Below are 18,181 nucleotides of genomic sequence, written 5' to 3'. Positions count from 1 at the left end.
ATCAGGAATGACAGAGCCTGCGCCTGAGCGCCATGGCAACCTGCCGGATCATGGCAGGCAGGAAAGCTGGCCGCCTGATGATACGCCGCAAGATTGCCCCCACCGCGCCCGCACGTAGGGCAACCGAGACAAAATGCGAATCATCCAGCCGCTGCAGGCCCGCCGCACGCTGGTACAGCAGGCCAACCAGTTCCGGGTCATCGCGCATCCGTGGATCATCTGCCAGCGCCAGCGCCGTATCGTGCATGTCCCGGTAGGCAATGGTGGTACGTGACATGCCAGACGCCTGCATGCTCACGCTACCCTGGCGCTGGGTATAGAGATACGTCGCATGGTCCGTCAGGCAAAACCGGCCGCCCGCCAGAAGGAACGTGACCATGAGCAGGAAATCCTCCCCATGACGTACGGCGGGGTCATAATGTATGGCGTGCTCAAGCAGGAACTTCCGCCGCAGCACGGGCTTAAGCAGCCCCCAGTCAAATCCCTTCCCCCCCGAAAGGTTATGGGCCACATAATCGCGCAGGCTGACAGGGGCCCGCGGCACCTGGCCCGCGCCCATTGCCCGGCCCGTGACCTGCGCTGCAATGGCATCGTAATAGGCCAGATCATCGGCTACGCCGTCACAATCCCCCTGTGCCGCACGCGCCATGATGACTTCCAGCCTTTCGGGTGCAAAGGCGTCATCCGCGTCCAGAAAAGCCACCCAGTCACCGCGCGCTGCATCCAGCCCTACATTACGCGCCAGTGACGGACCGCCATTACGGGGTGTGGACAGGACACGGATCTTGTCATGCCCACGTTCCAGCCTGCTCAGTATTTCGGGCGTACCATCGGTGGAGCAGTCATCGACTACAATGATTTCCAGCGGCGGTGCTGTCTGCTCAAGCGCAGACGCCATGGCCCGCATGATGAACGCCTGGGCATTATAAGTGGTAATGATGAGGCTGACGGACATGGAAGTATTCATGATGTGCGCCCTGTCATGCTGTCATAGATATCTTCCAATGTTGCGGCCCAGCGCGAGAGGTCATGCTGCTGCGCCACGAAAACGGGACCGGCGGCGGACATGCGTGCAGCGAGCCCGTTATCACGCAGGATAGCGAGCAGGTGGGCGCTCAGTGCCGCGACATCGCCTTCGGCAAACGCAAAACCGGTTTCGCCATTGATGATGCCTTCAGTGGCACCACCGCGTGCGGATGTCACGACCGGCACGCCGCAGGCCTGTGCTTCCAGCAGTACCAGCCCCATGCCTTCTGCATCGCCATTACGCGCCGTGACACTGGGCAGGCAGAATACCCGCGCCTCCGCCAGCAGGGGCTGCATCTGGGCTGCGGAATAACGGCCATGGAATGTAATGCCCTCCATATCCGCAGCCATGGTGGAGAGCATGACGCGCTCGGGGCCATCACCCGCTATGACCAACCGTGCATCGGGCATCTGCGCGCGTACGGTACGGAAAGCCTCGATCAGGTAGCGGCAGCCCTTCTTTTCCACCAGTCGGCCCGCAAACAGGATGACCGGCCCGCGTTCGGCCACGGGCCGGCCCGTATGCCGGAAACGCTGCACGTCAATCCCGATGGGGCAGACATGAATGCGTTGTGGTGGCAGGCCGGCGCGGATGGCGGCTTCGCGGATACTGTGGGAGACGGCGACAAAGCTGACCTGCGGTTCAGTCGCCAGCCGTTTCAGCCGGCGCGGATAGGCACGCCACCGCTGCCCCCCACCACCAGAGGCAAACCAGTGCATGTCTGTTGTAATGTCGGACCCATGCAGCGTGATCAGCAGCCTCACACCAAGTGCACGCGCCACTGGCCACGCTTCCACCCCGTCAAAGCCAAAATGGGCATGCACCAGCTTTGGCGCCACACCGCGCATCAACCGCAGCATGCCGGGCACGGGGCGGTCAAGGTAGCGCGCGCCCATGCCGATCAGGCGCTGCAGCAGGGTTGGTGGCCCGTCATGCAGCGCGCGTACAGCCATGCCATCAAGCGGCAATTGCCCGATCGTACGCTCGCCTGTCAGCACGGGTCGCCAGCGCCGCAGCGCACGGGCCTGGTCGCGCACGAATGTTTCCGAAATGGGCAGGATCTGTGTGCGGTAGATCGCAACACAGGGTCTGGAACCGCCAGATGGTGGCACCTCCCCTGTCGCACCGTTGGCGATCATCATGCCGCCATGGCCTGCGGGCTGGCGGCAATGGAGGCATGGCCACGGTGGCAGGCCCGGTCGGTGCGCGATGATTCACGGCCAAAACGGCGCACAAGCGGGGCAAGCAGCACACCCAGCACCGCATCCTTTTTCATCGCCCGGCCCCCAAACGTCCAGAATGAGCGCTCGCTGTAGCCCCCCGCGCGCATCAGTTGGACAAAGGCCGCAACCCGGCGCGGCAGGCTGGCTGAACAGACCTCCGCCCGCGTGCTGTACAGCTTCTCCAACGCGCCCCACGCGGCTGCGGCCGTACGTGCACGCTCCCGTAACGCATCGGGCAGGGCCGGATCCTGCGCCAGATCGGCAAAGAGAGCACTGTCCTGCACGGTCATACGGGCAAGGTAGCGGTAGGTTTCGGCCCGGTCCTCCAGACGATAGCGCCAGCGGTCAATGAGTGTGGGCTTGGTGCGTTTGCCCGAACCCACGGTATTGCCGCCATGGATGCGGTATTCGGCCAGTTCGTCATCAAGATAGACAATCGTGCCGACACCCGATGCCACCAGGAAGAAATACAGGTCATGCCCCATTTCCTTGCCCGGATTGTAATGGTCGTGCATGCGCGGCCACTGCACTGCCGCTGGCTTGAGCACAGAACGGAAGGTCTGCATGAAACCGTATGAAAAACTCCATGGCTGCAACGTAAGTGGTCGGGCGACGGCGGGAATGGGCGGCGTTGCATAAAAAGTGGAAATGGGATTGCGCTGCGCATCGACCAGACGGGCATTGTGGAAGACCATCATCACGTCAGGATCATCGGCAAAGGCACGCTGGACCTTGGCAAGGTTGTCCGGCTTCCAGAAATCATCCTGATCACAGAACGAGATCAGGTCGCCTGAAGCCAGACCCACGGCGCGCATGAAATTACCCTTGTAACCAAGCCGCTCGGGGTTACGGTGGATCTGGACCGCAAAGGGTGCGGTACGCGCAAAATCCGCCGCGATATCCAGTGTTGCGTCGGTTGATCCATCATCCGTTATGATCAGTTCGGCAGGCAGGCAGGTCTGCGCGGCCAGGCTGTCGAGTTGTTCGCGAATATGGGCAGCACCATTATAGGTGGCCATGACAACCGAAATATCCAGCTCGCTGCTGTCTTTACCTGCCTCAGTCATCTCTCTCGCCCTTTCTTGTGCGTGGGTGCAGGTCTGGCCTGCTGTCATACATGGGTATCGGGATAAGCCTGTGGCGTAAGAATGCGCTGCACGACCTCGGGCCAGCCATGGGCATCGAGTTCTATCGTTTCGGAAGAATGCAGGGCACCCTCGATCGCCTGGCCAATGGATTGCGCGTTGCCCGGACGGTAGCCGTAGCGCCCCACGGTATTATTGAGCGCAAAATCCGGGCAGACGGCAGGAATGCCAAACAGCGCGAACTGTCGCAGCTTGAGCGACGTATCCAGCAGGTAGCGTGGTGTATTGGCATCACGGTACGGCGCCACGCCAAAGCTGGCGTGTTGCAGGTAAGACAACGTGCGTTCAAACGCCATTTCGGGATGAATAATGATGTTGGGCGCATCCAGCCCGTCGGCCGCATGTCCCGCGCCAATGATGTGAAAGTCGATATCAGGACGCAGTTTGGCTGCAAACTGGAAGAATGTCCTGTCGAACAGCATCGAACCGATCGAGACGCAACTGATACGCCCCGGACGGTACGGGTCGGGATACGTCTTTTCGGCAATACTGCGGTCGATGCCATGCGGCGCAAAAACGGCGGAGCGCCCATGGGGCAGACATTCCAGCAGGTAGCGCGAGGGCATGCGAACAGTATCGATCATATCGAAATTGCGCACGAAATCATTTTTGATCGTATCCGCACACCCCACAACCTCCAGGTCATCGGACATCAGGTAAATAATACGGGCAGTCGGATTAAGTTTCCTTACATCTGCAATAAATATTGGCGCCATCCCCGATTCAATAAAAACCGTATCCGCGCGCCGTATCCATTTGCGGGCAATGGCAGGCAGCATCTGCCGGTAAAGCCAGAACAGCCCACGCTCCACCGGCGCAAGCACTGGCCTGCGCATGTTGAACGGATGCCAGCGCATACGCCACAGATAGCACTCCACGCCATCGACCGTTTCCACTTTATTGGCACGCCCGACCAGATTTGCACGCGTATCCCCCCGCCGCAACGATAGTGAACTCAGGCCGATGGACAGAAAAGCAGTCGGCCCCCTGCGCGCCATTTCCGCTGCGATAAAATGAATACTTGCCTTGCGTAAACTACGAAAATCATGAACTGAAATGAATAGGGACCGTGTCATGAAAAAAGTGACTCCCATCTTGTGCCAAGCCTGCCCGGCATATGACCATGCCGGGACAGGCGGCTCCCGCTCCGGCCGCATATGGTGATTCTGGCAGGGATCACGACACACCTGAACTTGTGGAACGCCTCAATCCACCCCCGGATTAAGGCAGTACGATGACAAGTTCGTGCCACGATGATGACAGCGGGACAAAGAATTGTGTTGCCACATTTTGCGTGTTTTCTACATTTATATTCTGTTAGGCTGCGCCAGCCACTACACAGACATGCCTCTGCACCATCCACGCCATTCATGCGCCGAGGGAAATTCAGTAATGCCATCCGTGACAGAAACTTCGGGAACGGAGCGGAATTATCTGCACCAGTTGACATCGTTGCGCGGTGTTGCCTGTCTGGTCGTACTGTTCGGCCATGCCATACAGGTTTTTCGCTACAGCCAACCCTCCCGGCCAGCACCACAGGCGGCCCTGCATGATCTCATGACCTATGCCTTCAATGCAGAGGCCGCTGTCGTGCTGTTTTTTGTATTGAGCGGGTGCGTGCTTTCTCTTTCCCTGCAAAAATATACGCACATGACCGGGCGCATTATTGGCAGTTTTTATATAAAGCGCCTGTTCAGGATCTATCCGCTGCTCTGGTTTTCCATCATCCTTGCCATTGTCAGCATGGTCATTGCGCGCGGACTGGTGGCGGATGGGGTATTCGTGGGCTGGCTGTCGCGCAACCTGCAGACACCGGTTTCCATCTGGAATACCATCGCATCGATAACCGGCATGTTCACCCGCTATAATGGACCCATGTGGTCGCTGCGTGTCGAACTGATGTACTCTGTGGTGTTTCCGCTCCTGTTCATGCTGGTCCGTGCGCGCCGCCTGCGCGTGGTCACGCTAGTAGCGCTTGCCGCCATTGCCCTGCTGCCTGTGCCGCATGAGGTGGGTACGGTCTTTGCCCTGTGCTTCGGGCTGGGGGCGCTGATCCCGCTGCTGCCTACCGCCCTGCCCCGTCGGCACGGATTATACGCGCTGCTGGGGGTGGCGGTACTCCTGTATGACCGTTATGCCCTTGCCCCACTCAACCTGCCCGAACGCATTCCCGACATGATCGAGACGGTGGCGGCGTTTGTCGTTATCCGCGACCTGTATGCATCGGGGCGACAGTATCGCCTGCTGCTCAGCAAGCCGGTCATTGCGGTGGGTGAACTGTCCTATGGCATCTACCTGCTGCATCTGCCGGTCATGCTGATCGTGTTCAGCGTGGCAGCGCGCGTATGGGGCGCACCTGTCATGCTTTCGCATCCTTCATTCACGCAGTTCACCCTGGGCATAGCAACAGTGGTGCTGACTACGGCGCTCGCGGCACTGACCTATGCGCTGCTGGAACTGCCCCTGCATAACCTGGGGCGCCATCTGGGGCGCGCCATTCTCAACCCGGCTGCTGCCAGCATTCGCCCGATCACCGCAGGAGAGGGAACGGACACGCATGTCTCTCGCGTCTGACACCACACCTTTCATGCTTGCCGCAGCCCCCGCGCGGGCGTCGGCCCCGCCTGTAACCCGCGCACCCGCACTGTCCCGCGCGGATGGCGTTTCGTGGCTGGTCGTAGCGGGGGCGGTCTTCAATCTTGTCCTGTGCTTCATCAATACGCGACATGTCATCACGGTGCACAGTTCCGAGATCGCACTGTGCGAACTGGGCATCATATTCCTGGCCTTCCTTGAGGTACGCAACACCATTTCCCCCGCCGTGGTACGGATCACGGCGGTCATGCTGTGTTTCGAGATCGGGGCAAAATTCATCAATCCCCGCCTTGACCTGAAGATCCTACATGATCTGGCCATTGCCTACCTGTTCTACCAGCTTGGCACGCGCTCCACCTTGCGTTCGGGTGAGCGGACCCTGTGGGTACTCATGGCGATGATCCTGTTCATCGGCTTTTTCGAACTGCTGTTCACCAACCTGTTCGGCACTGTGTTCGATGTCTGGACCTATTACGTCAACAAAGGAGTGATCAGCACCAGCACGGTCAATTATAGCAATACCAACCTATTCATCAGCGGCAACCGGGGTGCTGCGGCATCGCGCACATTCTTCCAGTCCATATTCGGCTCGCACCGTGTCTCATCCCTGTTTCTGGAGCCGGATTCACTAGGAAATTTTTCCGCCATCGGCTTTGCATGGTGCCTGAGCACCAGCCTGGGCTCGCGCCTACGCCATGCGTTCCTGTTCTTCCTATCTGCACTGTGCTTCGTGCTGGCGGATTCCCGCTTTGCCTCGGGCTGCGCCATGGCGATGATCCTGCTGCGCATGACCCCGCTTTACCGCTCGCGCTTCGTTGTCTTCCTTATGCCGGTTACGGTCATGATGGGGCTGATGCTACAGGGCGCCAACCATGAAATGCCGGGCATCCTGCCTTCCATCATTGGTGATGATTTTTCAGGGCGCCTCCTGTTCTCGGGAAGGCTGCTGGATTACTGGAACCTGCCGCAATGGTTCGCCATGGCGCCATCACAGGTCTATACAGCCGATACGGGCTACGCCTACATCACCAATAACCTGGGCCTGCCGCTTACGCTGTTCCTGCTGGGGCTGTTCACCATGCACCCTGCGCGCACGGAAGCCGCCGTGTCGATGAAGGCCATGATCTCCCTCTATTTCGCCACATCGCTGTGCATTGGTGCCTCGGTCTTTACCATCAAGACCTCAGCGCTGCTATGGTTCCTGTATGGCACGACCAACAGTGTCGTTACCCCGACAGATGCGCTTGTGGCTACGACGGACATGGTGGAACGCGTAAAGTCCTTGCGACCGGGCAGGCTTTCCACCTTACCGGAGCATAACGCATGAAACGATCCCTTTCCTGCCGCGCGCGCCGCTGGCTGACAGGCTGCGTTACGGGGGCAGTCCTTGTGCTGCCCGTCCTCCAGCCCGCCACAGCGCAGACCTGGCGGGGCGTGAACCTGGCGGGGGCCGCCTATTCATCCTCCAAGCTGCCGGGGCGGTACGGGTATGACTATCTCTATCCCAAACCCGCCGAAGTGGATTACTTCACCCAGGCCGGCATGAACACGTTTCGCCTGTCCGTGCTGTGGGAGCGCCTGCAACCGGTCCTGAACGGCCCGCTAAACCCGCAGGAAGTGCAGCGTGTACAGCAGTTCGTAAGCTATGCACGGGGCAAGGGTGCGAGCACGGTGCTCGATATTCATAACTATGGCCGTTACCGGGGGCAGGAAGTGGGTTCCGACGCGGTATCCGATGCAGCCTTTGCCGACCTGTGGTCGCGGCTGGCGCAGGTGTTCGGCAAGGATGACCATGTCCTGTTCGGGCTGATGAACGAACCCCAGCAGCATTCCGCCGAAGCGTGGAAGGCCAGTGTTCAGGGCGCGATTGACGCCATACGCAAGACCGGCAGCCACAATGCGATTCTGGTGCCCGGCATTGGCTGGGATGGCGCGCACTCCTTCGTCACCCTCAACAGCCCCACCCTCGGCACGCTCACGGATCCGGCGCACAACCTGATCTATGAAGTGCATGAGTATTTCGATACCGATGCATCGGGTACCAAGCCGGCCTGCATTTCACAGGATCAGGCGCTTGCCCGGATCCGGGCCTTTACCGACTGGCTGCATGCGCATAAGGCCCACGGCTTCCTGGGGGAATTCGGGGTCAGCCGCCAGCCCGAATGTGTAGCCCTTCTGTCCCCCCTTCTCACGCACATGCGTGAGAATGCCGATGTATGGTCCGGCTGGACCTACTGGGCAGCCGGACCTCTATGGGGCAACTATATGTTCACACTTGAACCCGATCATGGCACCGACCGGCCACAGATGCAGGCCATCTGGCCCTTTCTTGGCGCGGCACGCTGAATTTCAGACCACACCATCCACAACCGGGATACAGGAATCCACCCATGGACATAAAGACTTTCAACATCGAAGGCATGATGTTGCTGACCCCGCCCCGATTTGAAGACGACCGTGGCTATTTCACGGAGACTTACAATGCCGCCCGCCTGAAGGAGCTAGGCATTACCGAACCCTTCGTGCAGGATAACCATAGCCTCTCGCGCCAGCGCGGGGTCGTGCGCGGATTGCACTGCCAACTGCCGCCACATGCACAGGGCAAGCTGATCCGCTGCACACGCGGCAGCATATGGGATGTGGGGGTGGACATACGCGCAGGCTCCCCCACCTTCGGGCAGTGGGTCGGGCAGACACTCTCGGCTGAAAACGGGGCGCAATTCTGGATCCCAGCAGGATTCCTGCATGGGTTCTGCACCCTGACCGACAATGCAGAAGTGCAGTATAAATGCACCGATTTCTGGAACCGCGAGTGCGAGCGTTCCGTGCGTTGGGATGACCCGCTTCTGGCCATTGAATGGCCGGTTAGCGCAGGGGACGCGATCGTGTCCGCCAAGGATGCGCAGGCGCTGTCCTTTTCAAACGTGGATGACTGGTTCACGCACACAGCCGATGGGTAAGATCGCACTACTTCCCTGTAACTGAAAAAGAAAACAGATCTGATGCATCCATCCATTCTGGTAACCGGCGGAACGGGACAACTTGCCTGCGCGCTTGCGGCACATGCAGGCGTGACACGCGTTGGCCGCCCGGATATTGATTTTGACCGCCCCGATACAATCGATACCATCCTGCGGGTCAACTGCCCTGCCTTTGTGGTCAATGCCGCTGCCTGGACGGCCGTTGACGCAGCGGAAACCCATGTGGAAGCCGCCGAACGCGCCAACCATACCGGTCCCGCCCGCATGGCGGCCCTATGCCGGGAACTGAATATCACGTTCATCCATATCTCGACCGATTACGTATTCAGCGGTGACAAGGGCGCTCCCTATGTCGAGACCGACCCAGTGGACCCGCGCTCTGTCTATGGCCGCACGAAGGCGGAGGGCGAGCAGGCCGTGCTTGCAGCCAATCCCGACAGCATCATCCTGCGTACGGCGTGGGTCTATTCACCCTATAACCGCAACTTCGTACGCACTATGGTCGAGGCCGCAGCCAAACGCCCCAAACTGCGCGTGGTCAGTGACCAGATCGGCAACCCAACCAGTGCCGATGCGCTGGCGGATGTAATCATGCAGATCATAGCCTGCATCCGCGATACAGGGTGGAAGACGGATTATGCCGGCATTTACCATGCCACGGGCGCAGGCCACGCAAGCTGGTACGAACTGGCCTGTGCCGCGATAAAGGCCGCCGCCCGGCACGGAGCCCCCACCCCCGCCATTGAACCCATTACAACGGCGGACTGGCCAACTCCCGCACGCCGCCCGCATGATGCGCGACTTGACTGCACGCGGCTGAAGCAGGTTTTCGACTGCGCGCCCGGTCCGTGGCAGCCGGAAGTGGAACGGGTTGTGGGAGAACTCATGGCGCATAAACAGCCGTGAAGTCCTTGTGGAAGGCTTTGAAAATGCCACCACGACCATAATGTAAAACGCACAGAAGTTTTTGGTGACGCTTTTTGCAAAAAGCCACAGGGTGCATTGTCTTGAAAAAAGACTGCACCCAAAAACTATTATCATGTCCCCTAACGGGATTGTTTAAAAAACAACCCGTTCATGTGCCGCCACAGGCCAGCCGTAACCGCTCCTTTGCACGGTTGGCCGCAGCACGGTACAGCTGCACGCGCGATACCTCGCCTGGGAAACGTGCAAGCTCCCGCCGCAATGCGCTACCTGACATGAAATAATGCCGGACAAAATGGGTATGGCGCAGCAGGCTGGCAATATAGCGCTTACGATCCAGCACCGGATGGATGAAGGCAGGCCCGGTTGGCAAACGCCCCAGATCCGTCTCCAGCACGGGCGGGAACCAGTTATAATGCGAAACATCGCCATAACGTGCCAGCGGTAGGAAAGACAGTCCTGCGGCCATTACTTCTGATGCCACGAATGCCTCCCCCAACGGCCAGAATGTAATTTCCGCCCCATTGGCGACCGACATGGCACGCCGCCTGCCAGCCAGATGATCAAGTGCCCTGGCCGAGAAAAACGAAATGCAGTTAAGCGAGGCATGCAACCGCGTACCGGGATAGAGTGCCGCGTGAAAGCGTGTCCAGTACCATTGCGGACCTGAATCAATGGGATGCGCCACCAGGTCCGCCCCATCGGCCATCATGTCCGCCAGCATGCGGCTGCCATCACCGGTAATACAGGCATCATATTCCACAAACAGGTAATAATCATAATCGGGAATACGGGCACGTACCTGATAATGGGTGTAATCGGCATTCCACCATATCAGGCTGCCTTTTTCAAAACGGTTGGCAAATCCCATGGTCACCATGTCCGCATTGCAGGTACGCAATACGCGATCATGGGGAATGGTACCGGCAAAGCCGTTCGTTTCATCAACAGACAGAAATACATCCGTATCGGGAAACATGGATTGCAGCCGTCTGAACTGCCGGTGAACAAAACTGTCCCAAGCATAAGTCTTCAGCACAACCGCGCATTTCCTGGCTGCGATCACGTTCCGCCCTCCATATGATGGATCAACCCATAGATAACGAATGATATGAATATTATATAATTACTATTAAGCGTATATGTTCTATAGACATAACGATAATGTGTGTTCTTGTATTGCATGAATTGCACAGCATTTTTTCAAAATTATGTATATTCCTGAAATATTGGCATCACATAATCGTGTGGTAAACAATATATTTATATTTGAAGTGAACCTGTACACATTCTACGTGTTTAGAATGGGTTGCTCAGGTCTGGTGGCTTTCATACGCGTCCAGACCGATGCAACCATTGGATTTTAGGAAGCGGAATATAAAGATGACAGAAATATCGTATCCAGAGATATCATTCATCCGCTCCAATATTCCAAAGATAAGCCAGTTATCCGATGACATTCTTGCAATGGAACAGTCGGGGATTTACACAAATTATGGACCGATCAACCAGAAATTTGAAAAACGCCTGATCGAACAGATGTTCGGCGGGATCGGCCAGTGTGTCACGGTATGCAACGCCACGATCGGACTGATGATGGCGCTGAAATATGTCACCCGCCATACAACGCCCGACCGGACGCCTTATATCATCATGCCATCCTTTACTTTTGCTGCGGCAGCACACGCGGTATTATGGGCCGGCTTTATCCCCCTGTTCTGCGATATAGACCCGCAGGACTGGATGGCATCCCACCCGGCGGAAGACGAACTGCTGCACAGATATGATGGCGAGGTGGCCGCCATCTTCCCCTATGCGACTTTCGGGAATGCAACCGATATTACGCGCTACACGGTTCTTGAAAAAAAGACAGGCATTCCCGCCGTTATTGATGCAGCGGCTTCCCTTGGCGCACATGATGCACAGGGGCAGGGATTTGGCTCCGGTTCACCGCACGCCATTGTCTGTTCGCTGCATGCAACAAAAACAATGGGAATTGGCGAAGGTGGTTTCATATACGCCAACAATCCCGACATGATCGCCGCATTGCGCGCCATGGGCAATTTCGGTTTTGGCCAGGTCCGCCATGCCACAATGCCGGGCCTTAATTCCAAATTGCCGGAGATCGGGGCCCTTCTCGCCCTGTCGGGACTTGACCATCTGGATAACGTGGTCAGGAAAAAAATCTGCATAGAGCAGCTTTACTACGAATTGCTGCCCGGTTTTGAATTCCAGCACCAGCGTGGCACGCGCACATCCTACCAGTTCCTGCCCGTGCGCCTGCCCGCCAGCCTTATCCCTTACCGCAGCGCCATACTCGAGCGCATGAAAAACAGACGGATCGGGACTGCCACCTACTTCTCTCCCCACCTGCATGAGCAGAGCTATTTTGCTGCTCATAGCAAGGCAGGCGACCTGAGCACGACACGCGCGCTGTCCGCATCCATCGTATCATTACCGTTATGGCACGAAATGACACCCGAAATGGTGCACTACGTGTGCCAGGAATTCCTCAGCGCCTGTGCCGCATACGGTATGTAAGCCCCCGCTCCCCCAATCCTGCGGAAAACGGATATAGACATCATGCCATCTCATCCCATGACACCCGTCCTGATTGCCGGAGGTGGTCCGGCAGGGATTGCCCTGCTGCTTGCGGCCTCTCGCATGGGTGAACTGCCGCGCCTACTGGACGAAGGCCTGACCCTGGTTGAACAGGGCAGCCATATCGGTTCGGGCATGCTGGGGCGCTACGTCATCAATTCCGACAGCGCCGCGGAAACCTTTGTCGATGCACTGACCGATAACCCGGTGCCAGAACTGGCACGCCTATGCACGCACCCCCTGATAGAACGGATCCGCAGTCATGGCAGGTGCACGCTCCCTCTGCGTGTGGTGGCGGAATATCTGGACCTGGTGGGGCATGTGCTGGCCAGTCTGATCCGCAAACACCCGGCCTCACGTCTGTTGACGGGATGGCGACTGACAAGCCTGCGCCAGGGAGAGCGGGGGGAATGGGCCGCGTACCTTGTCTCGGCCGACGGAGCGCACACACAGCATGTAACGGCCCGGCGGGTTGTCCTTGCACTTGGCGCCAATCAACCCGAACAACGGCTTTATAACGAACCGGTTGGCGACCACACGTTGCTACCGAAATACCACGATCGTCTCATGCAGTCAGATGACCTTCTCTCGCCCACGGGCATAAGCCGGTTGCGCAGCATGGTCATGAGCGTAAAAACACCAAGGATTGCCATAGTTGGGGGGGCCAGCAGCGCCCTGTCGGTCGCGCGCGTCATCCTGCGTGACATGGCGGACCTGCTTATGCCGGGCCATTTGACCATGGTGCACAAATCGCGCCTGAAGCTGTTCTACCGGACGGCCGAGGAAGCCGTGGCCGATGGATATACGGATTTTGGCGCGGCCGATATCTGTCCAGTCAGCCAGTTCGTTTACCGCTTTGGTGGCCTACGCTATGATTCACGCGATCTGGCCATGCGCCTGATGGGCATAGCCGACGCCCCCCCTGAACCCCGGTTACAGACCCTCCAGATAACAGACAGCAACCAGACGACCGTCCAAGCTGTGCTGGACCGTGCGGATGCCATTATTGCCTGCCTTGGCTACCGCCCCCAGCGGGTCATGATCCTGGACCGACACAACCATGCTATCCCACTAGCCATGGATCATCCCGATGGGAGCCTGACGGGCGCGGATTGTGGCATACTGGATGAAACCGGCCACGAAATACCGGGGCTGTTCGGCCTGGGCCTGGCGGCGGGCTACCGCCCGTCTGCCGCAATGGGGGGGGGAAAGAAGCTTCAACGGGCAGGTCAACAGCCTGTGGCTGTGGCAGAACGCCATTGGCGAGAAGATCCTGTATCAACTCCTGCCTGAAGAAACGCCGGTGCGCCGCATCACCATCGCGCGCCCGCCCGCAATCGACGCGCACCACATCATCCATCACTGACCCGCTGCATCCGCAGCAGCCCGCTGGCCCGCAAGGTCGCATGCCCCGTGCATGCGGCCTGTCTGCGCAGGGCAGCGCAGCATCAGGTCAACTGGTTGAAAGTGCCATTCTTCAGGGCCGTCTCGATATCCTCCAGTGACCGCCCGCGCGTCTCAGGCACATAGCGCCACACGAACACGAACGCCAGCAGGTTGATCCCCGCGTACATCCAGAACGTACCGGCCGCCCCCAGTGCCTGCACCAGCGACAGGGTGGTCAACGAAATAAGCAGGTCAGCCGCCCAATGCGTTGCGGCCACCAGGCTCATGCCCTTGCTGCGGCATGACAGGGGATAGACCTCCGCCCCCACCAGCCATATGGCAACCGACAGGCTACCCACGTTGAATATGGCGTAACACACCACGGCTGCGGCCGTGATCCATGTATTGATACCCTGTGTCGAACCGATGCCGAACATGGTGGCCAGCACCATAAGCGATATGGCGGCGCCCGGTATGAGCCGCAGCAGCAGGCGCCGCCGCCCCCATGCATCCACCGCCCAACTGCCAAAGGCGGTGGACAGCACCATGGCAACACCAATGGCGATGGAAGTCAGCAATGCTGAACCCTGCCCGAACCCCACGCCCGCAAAGATGGTAGGGGCATAGTACAACACAGCATTGATACCCGTAATCTGGCAAAACAGCGCCACCCCGACCGAGGCGACAACCGCAGGCCGCACCCATGGCTGCAACAGGGCCGACCAGGGTGCCTGCTCATCATGCATGGCAACGATGGAATCCAGTTCCGTACGCGCGGTCTGCGGATCGTGCCGCAGGCGCTGCAGGACTTCGAACGCGCCTTCCAGATTGCCCTTCATGGCCAGCCAGCGCGGACTGCGCGGCAGCACCGACATGCCCCCAAACAGGATGACCGCCGGAATGATCCCCAGCCCGAACATGAGCCGCCACGACTGGTTGCTGCACAGATACCCTGCAATGAAAGAAATCAGAATACCGAACACCACCGCAAGCTGGAACAGCACAACCATCTGCCCGCGTTTTTCACGTGGGGCGATCTCGGCAATATAGACCGGCACGATCTGTGAACACATGCCAACCGCAAGCCCGAGTATGAAACGCGCGCACACCAGCAGCCCCACCCCCGGAGCAAGCGAGGCCACAAGCGTACCGACAATGAATACCAGGGCTGCGAACATGATCATGTAGCGCCGTCCCAAACGGTCCGACAGCGGGGCCGCCACAAGGCAGCCCCCCAGCGCACCCGCCACGATGGCGGATGTCACGACCTGCTGGCCCAGCGTGCCCAGTGCAAAGTCCGGGGTTATCTGCAAAAGGGCTGCGGAGATGATGCCGGTATCGTAACCGAACAGCAGTCCACCCGTCGCTGCGACCGCCGCAATCAGATTGACAATGCCCGAACCGGGGGAAACCGTTTGCCTGTCATGCGCCATTATTATGCGTTCTTTCAGCTTACCGGTCCAAATGAGCCGGCGAAATTTTACTTCAGCGGAATACGTACCACCAGCCACGGGCGTTCTTCCATGTCGTGGCCATCGTGGAAGACGGGCAGCCGCCCCCACTGGCCCACGGTCAGCCACAGCGCACCATCTTTCAGCGCCAGCCCGTCGGGTGCGATCAGGCGCGGGTCATGGGCCACGACATCCAGATGCCCGTCCGCCGTGCGGCGCAGGACGGCATGACGCTCAATATCGGTCAGATACAGGGTGTTGTCCGGCCCGGTGGCCATGCCGTCCACCACCGCATCCTCGCCTTCATCACGCACGGACTGCTGCAACTGCGCGGGCTTGGTCGTGGGATCGGCCAGCAGGGCGGTGGGAGCGCTGTACAGCCTGCGGCTGGACAGTGGCTGCCAGTAAAGCCTGCTGGAATCCGTGCTCAGCGTCACACCATCAATCCCTCCTTGCCCCATGGCCGGGTGTGCCATGTCATAGCGCAGCATCCGGCCATCCAGTTCCATGGCAAAACCCGGTTCCGCACGGGTGGACGGTGCGTTTTCCAGCACGCGGCGCGCATGACCCGTGGCAATATCCACCACGATGATCGCGGGATGGTCCATGAGCGAGGTATCACTGATATAAGCCGTGCCCTGTGCGCCATGCGTCATGTCTACGCGCACGTCATTGACGTGGCTGTCGGGCAGGGTCGCCCCCTGCCCCAGCGCGATATCCGCAATGATCTGGCCGGTACGTCCGTCCATGCCGATCAGGGCCGGTGCGGGCGGTGTTTTCTGTCCGGCAACCGTTCCCTCATCCACGATCCATAGCCGGCCCGTGGCATCAACCGTCATGCCAAGGGGGGAAACCAGGCGGGACTGTGTTGCCTCATCGGGGAAAGGCGTCACCTTCCCATCGCGTAGCAGGCCAAGACGTGGCCCCTTGTGGTCGGCGGCACTGCGGGGGAAGGCCAGCACCACGCGCCCGTCGGGCAGCGCTGCAATGCCGGAGGGCTGCATGTCGGCAAAACGCGCGACAACCTGGACATTGCCGGTTGCCGCCGCCCCATGATCAACGCTGTCGGCAGCATACCCGGCTGCTGGCACCAGCAGCGCCAGCAGCACAGCAGCACCCGTGTGCCGATGGAAAATTGAGGAAAGCAGGTCTGTCTTCATACTGGTTGATCCATTTCCATATTCTTGCCCGAAGGGGGTAGACCCTCCCGCTATAACAACCTTTTGCTCTGCTCAGGATAGGGATCATGGGGAGGCGGAGCTGCCCTTCAGGCAGACGGCGTTTCCATTGCACTACGCACGGCGGGATAAAGTGCGCGATAGCGTGCCAACGGGGCCGCATATGCGGGACTGACCTGCGGGTCCGGCACCAGCGTTTCCTCACGCGCCTGTGGCAGGCATACGCTGCCCACCGTCTCCCCCGTTACCGCAAGGCGGGCCAGGCGCGCCGCGCCAAACGCGCCTCCCTGCGCCCCATGCGCCAGACGGTGCAGCGACAGGCCGGTCACGTTGGCCAGGATGGACACCCATGCGCGGCTGTTCGAGCCACCACCGATCACATCCGCTTCGTGTACCACAGATCCCGCCGCCGCCAGCACATCCACCACATCACGGAAAGAGAACGCCACCCCTTCCAGCACCGCCTGCGTCATGTCCGCGCGCGTGGTACCATGCGACAGGCCAGCAAAGACGCCCCGGATACGTCCGTCATTATGCGGCGTGCGCTCCCCCGACAGGTAAGGCAGGAAGATCACGGGGGAAGGCCGGGTAATTTCAGTAGGTAGTTCCGCCAGCAAAGCCGCCTCGTTCATGCCGGTCGTGCGTGCCCACCACGCCAGTGAAGACGCAGCCGACAGCGTAACCCCCATCTGGTGCCACATATCGGGCACCGCATGGCAGAAAGCGTGAATCCCCCCCTGCGGGTGCGGCCGGAAGCGCTCCGTCGTGATCCACAGCACGCCCGATGTACCAAGAGAAAGGAAGGACGAACCCGGCGTGACCGCCCCCAGTCCCACGGCACCCGCCGCATTGTCCCCGGCACCACCCGCCAGTACGGGGCGGACCTTCATGCCCCAACGGCGCGCAAGATCGGCATCCAGCGCGCCTGCCGGTGCCGTACCCTCCACCAGTGCCGGCATGGCGTTGCGCTCAAGCCCACAGGCTGCCAGCGCCCCGTCTGACCAGCAGCGATGGCCCACATCCAGCCATAGCGAACCCGATGCGTCCGACATATCCTCGATCATCTCGCCCGTCATGCGGTAACGCAACCATGCCTTGGGCAGCAGGACATGGCGGATGGCACGGAACACATCCGGTTCATGCTCAGCCACCCATATCAGCTTGGGCGCGGTAAAACCGGGCATGGCGATGTTGCCGCATACCTGCCGGAATTCTGGAAAACGGCGTTCGAATTCCCGGCATTGTGCCACGGCGCGCACATCGTTCCATAAAATGCATGGACGCAGCACGCTCCCGCCCTTACCCAGCAGCACAGCACCATGCTGCTGGCCGGAAAGGCCGATGCCCCTGACCGCCGACATCTCACGCGGATGTGCCGCCACAAGCGCATCCATGGCGGCGAGCAGGGCAATCCACCAGTCCTCGGGCGGCTGTTCGTTCCATCCCGGATGGGGGGAACTGACATGCAGGGGGTGCGTGTAGCTGGCGACGACACGCTGCGCTTCATCAACCAATACGGCCTTGAGGCCGGAAGTACCCAGATCAATCCCGACAAACATTATTGTTATTCCTGTCCCGTTACTGGCATGCCAGCCCGGCCATTCTTGCTTTGCCTTGATCCAAGTGAACGCATAATGACCACAACAGTGCAAGTACGGACTGCACACCTT

The 18,181-nt window shown here is 59.6% G+C and carries 15 protein-coding genes; 7 read left to right on the top strand and 8 right to left on the bottom strand.

Features of this window, described 5'->3' with window-relative positions:
* Position 1: 1 nt before the first annotated feature.
* The 4 genes from GLX_RS14355 to GLX_RS14340 are packed head-to-tail and all read right to left on the bottom strand — an operon-like array spanning position 2 to position 4,471.
* The gene (locus tag GLX_RS14355) at positions 2-967 is read right to left on the bottom strand and encodes a glycosyltransferase family 2 protein (protein ID WP_014106678.1); all 966 of its coding nucleotides are present in this window, start codon (positions 965-967) and stop codon (positions 2-4) included.
* Positions 964-2,169, bottom strand: a complete 1,206-nt coding sequence (locus GLX_RS14350) for a glycosyltransferase (protein ID WP_014106677.1) — start codon at positions 2,167-2,169, stop codon at positions 964-966. The genes GLX_RS14355 and GLX_RS14350 overlap by 4 nt, the downstream gene beginning before the upstream one ends.
* Positions 2,166-3,317, bottom strand: a complete 1,152-nt coding sequence (locus GLX_RS14345; protein WP_041247469.1) for a glycosyltransferase — start codon at positions 3,315-3,317, stop codon at positions 2,166-2,168. Before GLX_RS14345 ends, GLX_RS14350 begins: the two co-directional genes overlap by 4 nt.
* A 44-nt stretch (positions 3,318-3,361) precedes the next feature.
* Entirely contained in the window at positions 3,362-4,471 is a 1,110-nt protein-coding gene (locus tag GLX_RS14340) for a GumK N-terminal domain-containing glycosyltransferase (protein WP_041247910.1), read from the bottom strand.
* A 316-nt stretch (positions 4,472-4,787) separates the two neighbouring features.
* Here GLX_RS14340 and GLX_RS14335 point away from each other — a divergent pair, with 316 nt between their 5' ends.
* Genes GLX_RS14335 through rfbD form a run of 5 tightly spaced genes read left to right on the top strand, consistent with a single transcriptional unit; the run spans position 4,788 to position 9,877 of the window.
* Positions 4,788-5,969, top strand: a complete 1,182-nt coding sequence (locus tag GLX_RS14335) for an acyltransferase family protein (protein ID WP_041247468.1) — start codon at positions 4,788-4,790, stop codon at positions 5,967-5,969.
* A 13-nt stretch (positions 5,970-5,982) separates the two neighbouring features.
* A complete protein-coding gene (locus GLX_RS14330) occupies positions 5,983-7,317 on the top strand; it encodes a hypothetical protein (protein WP_014106673.1) in 1,335 nt (444 codons plus the stop codon).
* The gene (locus GLX_RS14325; RefSeq protein WP_014106672.1) at positions 7,314-8,336 is read left to right on the top strand and encodes a glycoside hydrolase family 5 protein; all 1,023 of its coding nucleotides are present in this window, start codon (positions 7,314-7,316) and stop codon (positions 8,334-8,336) included. Before GLX_RS14330 ends, GLX_RS14325 begins: the two co-directional genes overlap by 4 nt.
* A gap of 44 nt (positions 8,337-8,380) precedes the next feature.
* Positions 8,381-8,950: a dTDP-4-dehydrorhamnose 3,5-epimerase gene (rfbC, locus tag GLX_RS14320; protein ID WP_014106671.1), complete on the top strand. Its 570-nt coding sequence runs from the start codon at positions 8,381-8,383 to the stop codon at positions 8,948-8,950.
* Between the two features lie 42 nt (positions 8,951-8,992).
* Positions 8,993-9,877 (top strand): dTDP-4-dehydrorhamnose reductase, encoded by an 885-nt coding sequence (gene rfbD / locus GLX_RS14315; RefSeq protein WP_014106670.1) that lies wholly within the window; start codon positions 8,993-8,995, stop codon positions 9,875-9,877.
* 169 nt (positions 9,878-10,046) lie between these two features.
* On the opposite strand, the gene GLX_RS14310 is transcribed toward rfbD, so the two are convergent.
* Positions 10,047-10,874: a hypothetical protein gene (locus GLX_RS14310; protein WP_231850353.1), complete on the bottom strand. Its 828-nt coding sequence runs from the start codon at positions 10,872-10,874 to the stop codon at positions 10,047-10,049.
* Positions 10,875-11,278: 404 nt separating this feature from the next.
* On the opposite strand from GLX_RS14310, the gene GLX_RS14305 reads away from it, so the two are divergent.
* Both GLX_RS14305 and GLX_RS14300 read left to right on the top strand, forming a co-directional pair.
* The gene (locus tag GLX_RS14305; RefSeq protein ID WP_014106668.1) at positions 11,279-12,436 is read left to right on the top strand and encodes a DegT/DnrJ/EryC1/StrS family aminotransferase; all 1,158 of its coding nucleotides are present in this window, start codon (positions 11,279-11,281) and stop codon (positions 12,434-12,436) included.
* 42 nt (positions 12,437-12,478) lie between these two features.
* A complete protein-coding gene (locus GLX_RS14300; RefSeq protein WP_014106667.1) occupies positions 12,479-13,789 on the top strand; it encodes a Rossmann-fold NAD(P)-binding domain-containing protein in 1,311 nt (436 codons plus the stop codon).
* A 155-nt stretch (positions 13,790-13,944) separates the two neighbouring features.
* On the opposite strand, the gene GLX_RS14295 is transcribed toward GLX_RS14300, so the two are convergent.
* From GLX_RS14295 to xylB, 3 genes are all read right to left on the bottom strand, one after another.
* Entirely contained in the window at positions 13,945-15,315 is a 1,371-nt protein-coding gene (locus GLX_RS14295) for a sugar porter family MFS transporter (protein WP_014106666.1), read from the bottom strand.
* Positions 15,316-15,362: 47 nt separating this feature from the next.
* On the bottom strand, positions 15,363-16,493 hold the full coding sequence (locus tag GLX_RS14290; RefSeq protein ID WP_014106665.1) for an L-dopachrome tautomerase-related protein: 1,131 nt from the start codon (positions 16,491-16,493) through the stop codon (positions 15,363-15,365).
* A gap of 107 nt (positions 16,494-16,600) precedes the next feature.
* Positions 16,601-18,070 (bottom strand): xylulokinase, encoded by a 1,470-nt coding sequence (xylB, locus tag GLX_RS14285; RefSeq protein WP_041247467.1) that lies wholly within the window; start codon positions 18,068-18,070, stop codon positions 16,601-16,603.
* Between the last annotated feature and the right edge of the window lie 111 nt (positions 18,071-18,181).

This window comes from Komagataeibacter medellinensis NBRC 3288 (assembly GCF_000182745.2).
Lineage (GTDB): Bacteria > Pseudomonadota > Alphaproteobacteria > Acetobacterales > Acetobacteraceae > Komagataeibacter > Komagataeibacter medellinensis.
This window is presented reverse-complemented; position numbering and strand designations above follow the sequence as displayed.

Excerpts from the sequence above, each read along its gene's own strand:
- GLX_RS14355 (WP_014106678.1), bottom strand. The coding sequence starts at position 967 with ATGAATACTTCCATGTCCGTCAGCCTCATCATTACCACTTATAATGCC.
- GLX_RS14350 (WP_014106677.1), bottom strand. The coding sequence starts at position 2,169 with ATGATGATCGCCAACGGTGCGACAGGGGAGGTGCCACCATCTGGCGGT.
- GLX_RS14345 (WP_041247469.1), bottom strand. The coding sequence starts at position 3,317 with ATGACTGAGGCAGGTAAAGACAGCAGCGAGCTGGATATTTCGGTTGTC.
- GLX_RS14340 (WP_041247910.1), bottom strand. The coding sequence starts at position 4,471 with ATGACACGGTCCCTATTCATTTCAGTTCATGATTTTCGTAGTTTACGC.
- GLX_RS14335 (WP_041247468.1), top strand. The coding sequence starts at position 4,788 with ATGCCATCCGTGACAGAAACTTCGGGAACGGAGCGGAATTATCTGCAC.
- GLX_RS14330 (WP_014106673.1), top strand. The coding sequence starts at position 5,983 with ATGCTTGCCGCAGCCCCCGCGCGGGCGTCGGCCCCGCCTGTAACCCGC.
- GLX_RS14325 (WP_014106672.1), top strand. The coding sequence starts at position 7,314 with ATGAAACGATCCCTTTCCTGCCGCGCGCGCCGCTGGCTGACAGGCTGC.
- rfbC (WP_014106671.1), top strand. The coding sequence starts at position 8,381 with ATGGACATAAAGACTTTCAACATCGAAGGCATGATGTTGCTGACCCCG.
- rfbD (WP_014106670.1), top strand. The coding sequence starts at position 8,993 with ATGCATCCATCCATTCTGGTAACCGGCGGAACGGGACAACTTGCCTGC.
- GLX_RS14310 (WP_231850353.1), bottom strand. The coding sequence starts at position 10,874 with ATGTTTCCCGATACGGATGTATTTCTGTCTGTTGATGAAACGAACGGC.
- GLX_RS14305 (WP_014106668.1), top strand. The coding sequence starts at position 11,279 with ATGACAGAAATATCGTATCCAGAGATATCATTCATCCGCTCCAATATT.
- GLX_RS14300 (WP_014106667.1), top strand. The coding sequence starts at position 12,479 with ATGCCATCTCATCCCATGACACCCGTCCTGATTGCCGGAGGTGGTCCG.
- GLX_RS14295 (WP_014106666.1), bottom strand. The coding sequence starts at position 15,315 with ATGGCGCATGACAGGCAAACGGTTTCCCCCGGTTCGGGCATTGTCAAT.
- GLX_RS14290 (WP_014106665.1), bottom strand. The coding sequence starts at position 16,493 with ATGAAGACAGACCTGCTTTCCTCAATTTTCCATCGGCACACGGGTGCT.
- xylB (WP_041247467.1), bottom strand. The coding sequence starts at position 18,070 with ATGTTTGTCGGGATTGATCTGGGTACTTCCGGCCTCAAGGCCGTATTG.